This is a genomic window from Thermanaerovibrio velox DSM 12556 (assembly GCF_000237825.1).
GTDB classification, from domain to species: domain Bacteria; phylum Synergistota; class Synergistia; order Synergistales; family Synergistaceae; genus Thermanaerovibrio; species Thermanaerovibrio velox.
Genome location: NZ_CM001377.1, coordinates 513,455 through 525,853, shown reverse-complemented (window position 1 = coordinate 525,853; position 12,399 = coordinate 513,455). Strand labels below are relative to the sequence as shown.

The 12,399-nt window shown below is 62.2% G+C and carries 9 protein-coding genes and 1 pseudogene; all 10 read right to left on the bottom strand.

Annotated elements, in window-relative coordinates:
* Positions 1-169 precede the first annotated feature (169 nt).
* A complete protein-coding gene (locus THEVEDRAFT_RS02445) occupies positions 170-1,369 on the bottom strand; it encodes a DegT/DnrJ/EryC1/StrS family aminotransferase (RefSeq protein ID WP_006583142.1) in 1,200 nt (399 codons plus the stop codon).
* A gap of 3 nt (positions 1,370-1,372) precedes the next feature.
* Positions 1,373-2,527 (bottom strand): iron-containing alcohol dehydrogenase, encoded by a 1,155-nt coding sequence (locus THEVEDRAFT_RS02440; RefSeq protein ID WP_006583141.1) that lies wholly within the window; start codon positions 2,525-2,527, stop codon positions 1,373-1,375.
* Between the two features lie 47 nt (positions 2,528-2,574).
* On the bottom strand, positions 2,575-3,807 hold the full coding sequence (locus THEVEDRAFT_RS02435; protein WP_245522703.1) for a 3-deoxy-D-manno-octulosonic acid transferase: 1,233 nt from the start codon (positions 3,805-3,807) through the stop codon (positions 2,575-2,577).
* A gap of 23 nt (positions 3,808-3,830) precedes the next feature.
* Positions 3,831-4,834: pseudogene (locus tag THEVEDRAFT_RS02430) on the bottom strand (KpsF/GutQ family sugar-phosphate isomerase).
* Positions 4,831-5,682, bottom strand: a complete 852-nt coding sequence (kdsA, locus tag THEVEDRAFT_RS02425; RefSeq protein ID WP_006583138.1) for a 3-deoxy-8-phosphooctulonate synthase — start codon at positions 5,680-5,682, stop codon at positions 4,831-4,833. Before kdsA ends, THEVEDRAFT_RS02430 begins: the two are co-directional and overlap by 4 nt.
* A gap of 2 nt (positions 5,683-5,684) precedes the next feature.
* Positions 5,685-6,419 (bottom strand): 3-deoxy-manno-octulosonate cytidylyltransferase, encoded by a 735-nt coding sequence (gene kdsB / locus THEVEDRAFT_RS02420; RefSeq protein WP_006583137.1) that lies wholly within the window; start codon positions 6,417-6,419, stop codon positions 5,685-5,687.
* 5 nt (positions 6,420-6,424) lie between these two features.
* Positions 6,425-8,644, bottom strand: a complete 2,220-nt coding sequence (lpxK, locus tag THEVEDRAFT_RS02415; RefSeq protein ID WP_006583136.1) for a tetraacyldisaccharide 4'-kinase — start codon at positions 8,642-8,644, stop codon at positions 6,425-6,427.
* Positions 8,628-10,400 carry an ABC transporter ATP-binding protein gene (locus THEVEDRAFT_RS02410; RefSeq protein WP_006583135.1) on the bottom strand — a complete coding sequence of 591 codons (1,773 nt, stop codon included), beginning with the start codon at positions 10,398-10,400 and terminating at the stop codon, positions 8,628-8,630. The genes lpxK and THEVEDRAFT_RS02410 overlap by 17 nt, the downstream gene beginning before the upstream one ends.
* A 30-nt stretch (positions 10,401-10,430) precedes the next feature.
* Positions 10,431-11,534: a lipid-A-disaccharide synthase gene (lpxB, locus tag THEVEDRAFT_RS02405; protein ID WP_006583134.1), complete on the bottom strand. Its 1,104-nt coding sequence runs from the start codon at positions 11,532-11,534 to the stop codon at positions 10,431-10,433.
* On the bottom strand, positions 11,519-12,328 hold the full coding sequence (locus THEVEDRAFT_RS02400; RefSeq protein ID WP_006583133.1) for an LpxI family protein: 810 nt from the start codon (positions 12,326-12,328) through the stop codon (positions 11,519-11,521). Before THEVEDRAFT_RS02400 ends, lpxB begins: the two co-directional genes overlap by 16 nt.
* Positions 12,329-12,399 lie beyond the last annotated feature (71 nt).

The window sequence follows — 12,399 nt, the reverse complement described above, 5'->3', positions numbered from 1 at the left end:
CGCCACACCATCGCTGAGCACCAAAACCCTGACACCCCTGGCCATCAGCACAAAACCCCTTCTGACACCGGAATGGCGGCCCTGCCCCCCAGGGGGAACCAAGCCGCCTCATGCCCTCAACTTATGGGAGCATCAAAAACCCGCTTCCCCAAGGCAAAACGCTTAAACGTTAAATGGCCTTGGCCCCGGCCCTTATGGCACCGATCAGGGTCTCCACCCGCCGGTCGTCCATAAGGATGTCAAGCCCGAACACCGCGGCCCTCTCCAGTATCGAGTGGGTCACCGGCCACTCCGCGGGCCTGTAGGCGGGCACGTACTCCGCATGGGGACAATCATAGGGACAACGGACCCGGGAGTAAACCTTCCCGTCCCTCAAGGTGTCCCAGTGCCTGGCGTAGTGCCAGGTGTTGTCGCTCAGGATGCCGCATCCAAAGCCCGCCTCCTTGGCAGCCCCCTGGAAACGCCTCGCGGCCTCCCGGTCCGGCAGCAGGAACACTATCTGGGTGGCCAGCTCACCCTCCGGGTCCGGCAGCTGACGGGTCTTAAGGCCTAAGTCCTTGATCTCCCCCAGCACCTTGTCCCTGGTGGCCCTGAGCATCCCTATGGCAGTGTCCAGCTTCTCCAACCCCACAAGGCCCAAAGCCCCCTGGATCTCGCTCATCCGGAAGTTGAACCCAAGACAGGCCTTCCGCTCCGCCCCCCGGTCTATGGACTTGTCGTGCACGTGACCGTGGTCGTGGTAATACTCCATCCGGTGGTAAAGCTCCTCATCGGAGGTGAGCACCATTCCGCCCTCCCCCACAGTGACTATCTTATACGGGTCCAGGCTGAAGGTGCCCCAAAGCCCCATGGAACCGCAGTAACGGCCCTTGTAACTGGCCCCCATGGCCTGGCAGGCGTCCTCGAAGAGCATGAGGCCATAGTCCTCACAGACCCTCTTGAAGGCGTCCATGTCCGCCGAGGCCCCGAACATGTGAACCGGCATCACCGCCCTGGTCCGGTCGGTCACCAGGTCCTCCACGCAGTTGGGATCCAAGTTCAAACTCTCGTCTATCTCCCCCAGCACCGGCACGGCGCCACACTCCAGTATGGCCTCCACACTGGCTATGAAAGTAAAGGGCGTGGTTATGACCTCGTCACCGGGCCCTATCCCGCAGGCCTTCAGGGCCACGTACAGGGCCGCACTCCCCGAGGATACCCCAAGGGCATACTGGGACCCGAACTTCCCAGCACAAGCCCCCTCGAACTCCTCCACCTTGTAAATACCCTCCCTAACCCCCTGGAAGGAATAACGGTGCACTATCCGGCGGCGAAGCACCTCCGCCACCGCATCGATCTCCCGCTGATCAAAAAGCTCAAAACCCGGCATCTCCTAATACGCCTCCTTGTATATGGCCATGCAGGCCTTCTTGTCCATAAACCTCGGGTTGTTCTCCATGGGACGAGCCACCGCCATGGCCCGGTCCGCCATCTCGTCGAAGTGCCGCTCCTCTATGCCCACCTTGAGCTCCGACATCCTGGACGGAAGCCCCAGGTCCCCCACCAGCTCCTCCAAGAGCTCCGCCAGGGCAAAGGCCGCCTCCCTCTTGGGCCAGCCCTCCGCCACACCCCCCAAGAGCTCATAGGCCTCCGCATACCTGTCCACGCAGGCCACCGCGTTGTGACGGGCCACGTAGGGCATCAAAAGGGCGTTGGCGCAGCCATGACCCACCCCAAACATGCCCCCCAACGGGTACGCCAGGGAATGACATGCCCCAACCCCCGCGTTGGCCAAAGCCACCCCCGCGTAATAGGAGGCCAAGAGCATGGCGCTCCTGGACTCCATGTCCCTGCCGTTCCAAGTGGCGGTCCTTATGCTGCGGCCTATTAGCCTCATGGCCTCCCGGGCGAACATGTCGCTGAAGGGACTGGCACTGCGGCCGCTGAAAGCCTCCAACGCGTGAACCAACGCGTCCATCCCGGTGCTGGCGGTGACCGCCGGAGGCATGGTCACCGTGAGCTCCGGATCCAACAGGCTCAGATCGGGGAACAGCTTCTCGTCGTTTATGCCCCCCTTGAAACCGTCGCTCTTGCGGATCAACACCGCCGTAAAGGTCACCTCAGAACCGGTCCCAGCGGTGGTGGGGATCATCACCTTGGGAACCCCGGGGTTCTTAACCAAACCCAACCCCTGGTACCGGGCCGCACTGCCCTCGTTGGTTATCAGCACGCTCACCGCCTTAGCCACGTCCAGACAGCTGCCGCCCCCAAGACCCACAACCGCCTGGCAGTCGTGCTCCCTGGCCAGCTCCGCCACCGCATCGGTGGTCTCCACCGACGGCTCCGGCTCCACCCCAGCGAAAACAAAGGCCTCTACCCCAGCCCCCTCAAGGTACGAACATATCTTGTCCGCCACCCCCAAGGACTCCATGGTGGAATCGGTCACCAAAACCGCCCTCTCAGCCCCCAAAGACCTCACCGCATCTCCCACCGTGGAGGATACCCCCACGCCAAAACGCATCTTGCCCGCCACGTTGGCGTTGAACATGTAAAACACCACCCCATTCTGTTTTTTACCTATCCAAACCCTCCGGCCTAAAAACTCCCCTCAAGAAGCCCCAAGACCTCCGAGGCCACCCGCCGGGAGGCGGACATCTCATCCCCAGACCCAAAAAGGGCCCCACAGGATGAGATTCTACACCTTAACCCAAGAAGTTCGATTAAACGCTCCCCCATTTCGTCGCCGGAGAGGACCTCAAAGCCCAACCGGGACTCCAACAACCGATCCCGCTGCTCCACAAAGTCCTCCATGTGGGGACCGAACATCACCGGCACCCCCCAAACCGCGGGCTCCATCACGTTCTGCCCCCCCTTTGGGACAAGACTGCCCCCCACAAAGGCCGCCGACGCAAGCCCGTAAAGGGAGAACAACACCCCCACCCGGTCCACCACTACAACCTCAAAATCCCCGCAAAGACTGGGATCCTCAGAGAAGAGCTCCGCCCGAAGTCCCCGATCACGGCAAAGACGCAGACAATCCCCCGCCCTCTCGGGATGCCTAGGCACCAACGCCAGCCTAAGACCCCCAAAACCCGCGGACCGGGCAAGGAGAAAGGCCCTTAGAACCTCCTCCTCCTCCCCGGGATGGGTGCTCCCCGCCACAAATAGATCCCCCCGGAAGGAGTAGCCCGAAAGGTCCGCGTTCAACCGGCGCAGCCATACCCCGTCGGCCTTCACGTCCCCCGCCTCCCTCAAAACCCCCTCCGGCACCCCAAGGGCAAGAAGCCTCTCCCCATCCACAGACCCCCGGGGAAATACGGCATCAAAACACCCCAAAAGGTCCCCATACAACCCCCTGAGCCTCATCATCCCCCTAAAGGACCGATCGGATACCCTGCCGTTGGCCAGCACCAGCTTGACACCACGGGACTTTGCCTCCCATATGAGGGTGGGCCACATCTCGGTCTCAAAGGCCACGTAGACCCACGGCCTTAACCTGTCAAGGAAACCCCTCACCCATCCCCTCTTGTCCCAAGGGTAGGCAAGGAACAGATCCGCAAGACCCCCCATGAGATCCATGGCGGTCCTCATACCCGTACGGGTCACCGCACTCACCGCAAGGACCCCATCGTAACCGGCGTCCCTCAAGGCCTTCGCAACCGGCCAGGCGGCCTGAACCTCCCCAACCGATACCCCGTGAAACCAAACCACCGGCTCCACAATCTCGGGGAAGGGTAAAGCCCCAGTCCTCTCCTCCCACCGGTCGTAACGCCCCTTCAACCAAGGGGAGGCAACGGTAAAGGCACACCCCTCAATGAAACTAACCAACCAACGGGCAAAGGGCCCCAACCTCAGGCCACCCCCGCCTTCAAAAGGTCGTGCAGGTGGACTATGCCGAGAAGACGCCCCTCTTCCGCCACCAGCACCACCGATATCTCCATCTCCTCCATCAGCCTCAAGGCCTCCGCCGCAAGCTTGTGGGGAGGCATCACCTTGGGCGACAAGGTCATCACATCCCCCACGGCAGCTCCAGCGCGTCAACCCCACGACGCTCCATCAGCCGCCTCAGGTCCCCATCGGTGAATATGCCCTCCAAGAGCCCCTCAGGCCCCTCAACCGCCACCGCCCCGTAGCCCTTGTGGGTCATCTCAAACAGCGCCTCCTTCACCAAGGCCGAGGAGGCCACCCGGGGCACCCGGTCCCCCTGGGCCATCACATCCGACAACCTCAAGAGCAGCCTCCTGCCTAGGGCACCACCGGGGTGAAAGAGGGCAAAGTCCTCCTCCTTCAAACCCAAAAGCCGGGTCACCATCCCCGCCAACGCGTCTCCCACCGCCAGCTGAAGGGTGGTGCTGCTGGTGGGGGCTATGCCCAATGGATCCGCCTCACGCCTAACCGAACAGTCCAAAACCACGTCCGCCGAACGGGCAAGGGGGGAGTCCAAACGACCGGTCATGGCCACCACGGGACATCCTATGCGCCTGAAGAAAGGCACTATCTCCAAGACCTCCCTGGTGGTGCCGCTGTTGCTTAGGAACAACCCCACATCCCCCCGGCACACCATCCCCAAGTCCCCGTGGGAACCCTCCGCGGCGTGCAGGAAAAAAGCGGGACACCCAAGGGAGGCAAGGGTAGCGGCTATCTTGCGGCCGATGAGCCCCGACTTGCCAAGGCCGCACACCACAACCCTGCCGGAGCAGGAGGCCACCATCCTGGCAGCCCGAACCAGCTCATCCCCCATCCGGTCCGCCGCCGCCAAGACCGCCGCCGCCTCCTCCCGCATCACCTCGAGCCCCGTCTCCAAAAGCTCCCGATCCCCCACCCTGGAGATATCCCTCTCGTAAGGCAACATCATGGCATCTCCACCCAATCAAGGGACGCAAAACCGCTCTCCATGGCCCGGTCCCATATCCCCTTTACCTCCGCCATCAACCCACCGAAAAGCTCCAAGGGAACCATGTTGGGGCCGTCGCTGGGGGCCTTGTCGGGGTCCTGATGAACCTCCAGGAAGAAGGCATCCACCCCAAGGGAGGCGGCACACCTCAAAAGGGGACGGACAAACCTCCTGTCCCCGCCGCTCCTACCCCCAAGCCCACCCATGGACTGGACGCTGTGAGTGGCGTCAAAAACCACAGGACAGCCCATCTCCCTCATGATCGGCATGGACCTGAAGTCCACCACCAGCTGCCTGTACCCAAAAACACTGCCCCTCTCGCACAGCATAACCCTGTCGTTACCCGCCCGGCGGCACTTGTCCACCACGGACCCCATGTCCTCGGGGGCCAAGAACTGGGCCTTCTTCACGTTCAAAACCCTGCCGCTCGAGGCCGCCGCAACCACCAGGTCCGTCTGACGGCAGAGGAACGCGGGGATCTGCACTATCTGCACCGCCTCCGCCACGCTCTTGACCTGCCACGTCTCGTGCACGTCCGTCAAAACCGGCACCCCAAGACGACGGTGCACCTCCGAAAGGATCCTGAGACCCTCCTCCATCCCAGGACCCCGAAAGCTGTCCGCGGACGTACGGTTCGCCTTGTCGTATGACCCCTTGAACACATACCCCACTCCCAGAGAGTCACAAACCCTCTTGCAGGCCTCGGCGATCATCAACGCGTGGTCCAGCCCCTCCAAAGCACAGGGACCCGCGATCACCGCAAGACGACCAAGGCCAAAGGAAACGCCGGACTCCTCAAAACCAATCACACCTAAGACCTCCCTTGCCGGAGAAGATACTCCTCCAAGGCCCTAACGTCGTCCCCCGTGTCGATCTCGATGGTGTCCCTCTCGGTTATCACGCACTTTATGGGGAACCCGTTCTCCAACACCCTCAGCATCTCCAGGCTCTCCACCCTCTCAAGGGGCGTGACCTCCCACGAAGCGAACTTGAGAAGCAGGTCCCGCCTGTAAGCGTAAGGCCCTATGTGCTTGTACCAAACTCCCCCGTCGTTCCTGGGATACGGTATCAAAGACCTGCTGAAGTAAAGAGCCCTCATCCTACGATCAAACACCATCTTCACGATGCTGGGAGAGGACAGCTCCTCCTCCTTCTCTATCCTCTTGGCCAACACCGCAAGCCCCGCCTCGGGATCCTCCTCCAAGGCACTCAAAAGCAAACCTATCATGTCGGGCCCCACGAGCGGATCATCCCCCTGGACGTTCAACACCACCGGGTACTCCGGAAGCCGGCTCGCCACGTACGCCACCCGGTCCGTTCCGGAGGGAAGCTCCGAGGGGGTCATCCACGCCTCACCACCCGCCTCCCTCACCACCCGGGCTATCTCCTCATGGTCGGTGGCCACTATCACCCGATCCACCGACGACTGGGCCACCCCACGGAACACCCTCTCAACCAGCGTCATGCCCCCTATCTCAAGAAGGGCCTTCGCCTTAAGCCTGGTACTGCCGTACCTGGCCGGTATGACCGCAAGAGCCTTGGACATATAATTTATCCCCCTTTCGAAGCATCCCCAGGACTACCCCCGGAATTGACCAAAACTTCCAACCTCTCCCAAAGCTGGGTCAGCAAACCCCACCCAAGCTCCCCGCAAACCCAGTCCACCACCCCATCCAAGGCACCACCGGAACCCATCCTCTCCATGCCAGCCCTCGACATCCTCTCCCTCAGCGCCGGATCGGATAGTATCCCCTCAAGCTCGTCCGCAAGCCTCGCGGGATCCCGGGGTACCAGAACCTCCCCATCCCCGATGAGCTTCTTCTGGACCCGCTTCCCCGGGTCATCCACGGACACAACCGGCACCCCAAGGCCCGCACATATCTGGTTCCCAGTGCCCCCAAGCCCAAGAAGCACCTCCGCCCCCCGGGCAGCGTCGGCAACGGGGCCGCGAAACACCCGGATCTCGGAGCTCCCGCCGAACTCCCCCCAGCACCTGCCGGCTAAAACCCCATGCTCCCTCATAAAGGGCTCCACGTCCAACGTCACCGAGGGAACCCAAAGGAACGAACAGACCATCCTGCGGCTGAGCTCAAGGCACGCCCCTATCAAAAGCGGAAGGTCCCTAAGGGCATACTCCCTGCTCCCAGGAAGCACCAAAACCCGCCGCCCCACGGCCCCCTCCCAAGGATCCACCAGGACATCCCCCACCAGGTCCATTATGGGGCTGCCGTCAAAGACCGCCCTCACCCCGCGAAGCTCCAACTCCTCCCTGGTGGGTTCGTCCCGGGTCCACACCGCAAGGGCCCGGCTCCTCAAAAGCGCCCCCTCCAGCCGCCAGTGCCCGGACAGGTAAACCGTCTTGGCGGTGGCTACCAGCACCGGCTTAACACCGGTGCCCAAAAGGGCGTTTAAGAACAGATAAACATCCCCAACACAAATACAAGTGCGCCGGGGCATATCCCTCCAGGCCCTCAACTGCCGGAGGACCTGCAAGGGCAGCCCGCTCAATATGTCCCCCAGTAGGGCCCTCAAACTGTACTTGACTATCCCGCCGCTGGGCATCCTGCAAGAAGGGGACATCACGGGGAAACCCGCCGCCCGATACTCATCGCCGCCCCCCACCAAGGGGAAGGCCTCCACCGAAGCTGCGGGCAACCGCTCCTTCAGCTTCCTGCAAAGCACCACCCCCATGGAATCCTCCCCGTGACCGTTGGAGGCCACGGTGAACCTGGGACGCAAGCCCTCGCTCATGGCCCGAAGAAAACCAAGCCGATCCTGGAACTCCACCGATACCATGGGGACCGAAACAGGCAGCCTGAAACGATAGGAGGACGGGAAATTCAAGATGTCCTTCTCAGTGCAGACAAGACACCGCGCCCCGGACTTCAGCGCCTCATCCTCAACCCGCCTCATGTCCTCCGGGCTGAACCGATGATGATCCCGAAAGGAAGAGAAACCCACGAGCTCAACCCCAAGGGACGTCAAAAACCTCCTGAAGCTCCCGGGGTTACCTATGGCACAGAAGGCAAAGGCCGGCCCCGAAGGAGCCTCCCCAGACCAACCATCCATGCTGAGCCGGGACAGGAAGACCCTGCGGGGCCCCGCATAGCCCTCCAACACCCCCTTAAGCTCCTCCAACTCCCCCGGAGACACCAGGTCCGACTTGGTTATCACCACTATCCCGGCCCTGCGCAAGGAGTCCAAAGGCTCCCGCAGCATCCCCGCGGGGGTCATAAGACCGTTCCCAAAGGGACAAGTGGCATCCACGAGCACCACGTCAAGATCCCGCTGCAGCTGACGATGCTGGAAACAGTCGTCCGCCACCACCACCTGGGCGCCTAGGGCCTTCAGAAGCTCCACACCCCTTATCCTGTCCCTAGATACCACCACCGGAACCTGGGGCAGCTTCCTGGCCAGCATCAGCGGCTCGTCCCCACAGAGCTCCCGAGACGTCTCCCTGTCCACCACCAGGGGCTCCACGGTTCCACCGCTGTAACCGCGGCTCACCACCCCAGGCTTGAGCCCCAAGGAACATATCAGCCGAGCCAGCCGCTCCACCATGGGGGTCTTGTTGGTGCCCCCATGGGTCAGGTTCCCCACGCTTATCACCGGCAGGGGCCCCTCCTGGGCCGCAAGGATGCCGTGGTCGTAAAGCCAGTTGCGGCCCGAAACAAGACCCCTGGACAGGTGGTGCAGAGGATAAAGAAGCGCCCAGGGACTCAAAGGGCTCCTTCCGGATATGTACCTAAGGTAACTACTTACCAGCCCCATCGCCCAACTGGGCCTCCAAGAGCGCCGCGTAACGGCCCTTGAGCGCAAGAAGCTCCTCGTGAGTCCCCTGCTCCACTATGAGCCCCCCCTCCAAAACCATTATCCGGTCCGCCCGCCTCACGGTGGACAGCCGGTGGGCCAAGATGAAACAGGTGCGCCCCTCCATCACCAGCTCCAAAGACTCCTGGATCATCCGCTCCACCTGGGCATCCAGGGAAGAGGTCGCCTCGTCCAATATCAGGATTCGGGGGTTCCTTATTATCGCCCTCGCTATGGCCACCCGCTGACGCTGGCCGCCGCTCAACGTAACCCCCCGCTCTCCTATCTCCGTATCGTAACCATCGGGCAGGGACTCTATGAAATCCCTTATCCCCGCAAACTCCGCCGCCCGACGGATCTCCTCCATACCCACCCCCTCAAGCCCATAGGCTATGTTGAAGGCAAAACTACCCTTCATAAGCACCGGATCCTGCAGCACCATGCCTATGTGACGCCTCAAGTGCCTGGGATCCATGTCCTTAACGTCCGTACCGTCCACCAACACCCGCCCATTCACGGGGTCGAAAAACCTGGGGATCAAGTCCACCAAGGTGGACTTCCCCGCCCCGGTGGAACCCACCAAGGCCACCCGCTCCCCCGGAGAGACCGAGAAGCTTATCCCCCTTAAAACCCAAGGGGATGAGGGGTCATACCGAAACCAAACATCCTCGAAATCCACACGACCCACTATGGGAGGCCTTGCCATGCGGGCCGCAGGGGCCTCCTCCGGCTGGTCGAGCACATCGAAAACCCGCTCCGCCGCCGCAAGGGCCTGCTGAACCCGACCGAACACCCGGCTCAAAACCCTTATGGGCTGCACCATCAACCCCAGGTACGTGAGGAAAGCCATGAGCTGCCCCGCGGTTATATGACCAGAAAGGACCTGCCGACCCCCAAGCCAGATTATGAGCCCCATGGCCCCCATGAGGATCAACTCCACAACTCCCTCCAGCACACCCCTAACCTGGGTACCCTTCATCAGCGCCCCGAAGTGAGACCGGTTCTCCCGCTCGAAACGGCGGTACTCCATGTCCTCGGTGGCAAAGGCACGTACCACCTTCATGGAGGCGATCGCCTCCTGGGCGGAGGCGGACACCCGGGCAAGACGCTCCTGTATGGCATGCCCCACCTCCCGAAGCCGAGATGTGGTGAAACTAATCACAAGGGCCGCCAGGGGGAGTATCACAAAGGTGGCCAGCGTCAGCCTCCAGTTCAAGGACAGAAGAAAACACAGTATGGCCACGAAGGTCACACCCTGAACCACCAGGTCCACCAGAACCGACGAAACCAGGTCCTGAAGGAACGCCACGTCCCCGGTTATCCTGGACAGTATGTCCCCGCTGCGCCTCGAGTAAAGATATCCGAAAGGAAGGCGCTGCACCTTCCTGTAGAGCTCAAGCCTCAGGTCAAACAGAACCCTCTGCCCCACCCAGGTCATGAGGTACGTCTGACCGTAGTAGAAAAGCCCCTTAAGCACGTATATGCCCACTATGCCGGCTATTATGGCCCCCAAAAGCCCCTGGTCCCGGGCTATCAGCACCCGGTCCACCAGGTTCTTTATGAGCCACGGCGGGAGCACCCCAAGCACCGACGCGGCCCCCATGCAGAGGACCCCGTAGAAAAGCCTGGTCCGGTAGGGGCTTAGGAAACCAAGAAGCCTCCGATACGCGCCAGAACCCAACCCCCCTAAGCCCAACGGGCCTAAAAGCCTACTCATGTCCCCACTCTCCGCATGACCTACCCAAGCTCAAGCCGCCCTCTCCGCCACAAGATCCGCCCAAAGCCCAAAGGCCCCCCTTTCCCCAAGGGCCTTGCGGCCCTCCAGGAACGCCTGGGCCCAACGACTCCAGCCCCCCTCCAAAAGCCCCTTAAGAAGGGGCAGGAGGACCCTCAAAAGCCCCTCCCCGCTCACGTCCCCCTGCAGCAGCTCCGGATACACCTCCCGGCCAAGGAGGATGTTCGGAAGGGAACACCACCGGGACCTCACCAAGAGCCTGGCCAGCAGCATGGTGATAAACCCGGTCCTGTACGCCACAACCCCAGGACGACCCACCAGCATGGCCTCCAGGGACACGGTGCCGCTGGCCATCACCACGAAACAGCTGCGCCCCATGAGGTCCACCCCCCTCTCGGAGCTCCACGGGAGCGACATGCCCTCCAAAACACCCCTCGCCCAAACGGCATCGGCCTCGGGCATGGACCCAGGAACGGAGAAAACCGGCCGGTATCCCATCTCCCTAAGCCCCACCGCCGCCTCCGCGAAGGGCATGAGATGCCGCCTCAACTCCCCAGGCCTGCTGCCAGGCATAAAAGCCACCACCCCCCCCGAGAGGTCCGGCATGTCAACCGCCTCCACCGTCTCCAAAAGGGGGTGACCGACGAAGAAAGACCTACACCCATTCTCCAGGAGAAACCGGTGCTCAAAGGGGAACAGGGGAAGACAAAGGTCGAAAAGCTCCCTCAAAACCCTCACCCTCCCCCTCCTCCAGATCCAAACCGCAGGGGGCACCAGGCTCACAATGCTGCCCCGGTAACCCACGCTCCTAAGCTTCCGCGCAAGGGGAAGGTGAAAGTCCGGGCTGTCCGTGAGCACAACGCACCGGGGCCGAGACTCCATCACATGCCGCACCAAGGCATCCCTGAGCCTGATCAGCCTGGGCAGGGCCCCCAAGGCCTCGGTAAAACCCACCACCTGGAGCTCCCTCATGTCCCAGAGGACCTGGGCCCCGGCGCCCAAGACCCTAGGACCCCCCATGCCAAAGACCCGAATACCCCTCTCCAAAAGCCGCTCCGTGAGCTCCCCAAGGTACATGTCCCCAGAGGCCTCACCACAGCTCACGAAGACGGACAACCCGACACCCCCAGGACAGATATGCCCTCCCGACGGGCCAGCTCCACGAACACCGTGGGATCCAGTATTATGGTCCGCCCCGCCTCCACCGCAAGACACTTGAGGGAGGCGCTGGCCATGCGCCTTAAGGTGTTAGGACCCACGGTGGGAATGTCGTACCGCTCGTCCTGGTCTAACCTCATCATCTTAACCACCGTCCCCCCCCTGCAGAGGGACCCGGCCCTCAAAAGCGCCGCATCGGTCCCCTCCATGGCCTCCACCGCCACCACGCTCCGGCGGTGAACCACCACGGTCTGACCAAACGAAAGCCCCACCAGACGGCTGGCCACAAAGACCCCGTACTCCACGTCCGCCACCTGCCACGGGAAAGGCTCTGGACCACCTATGTGCCCCAAGGGGGCCAAAAGATCACCTATCAGCTCCTTGTAGGAACCAACCTCTATGCCGACCTCCTCAAAGGCCCTTACCACCGCCCCTAGAAGGCTGTGGTCGTCCCGCTCCGATAAACCCTCCACGAGCTCCTTGGCCCGGTGATCCAACATGGCGGGCTGATAAAGGAGCGTCTTGGGAACCACCCCAGCCAGGTACACCCTTTGAACCCCCCGGGACTCCATGTCCCTAAGGGTGCCCGCCAGATCAAGCCGGGGCAAGGGCACCACCTCCAGGGCATACTTGGACAGGGGCCCCAAAGAGTCCCTGAAGGAATATATCACCGGCGGCTCCCCAAGATCCGTAAGCCGCCGGGCTATCTCAACCGGAAGATCCCCCTCCCCGGCTACAATCGCCACCACCAAGACACACAAGCCCCCTTCAACGGAACCCTATTCTTACACCCTTAACGAAGACCACCGCACCACAACGCCGA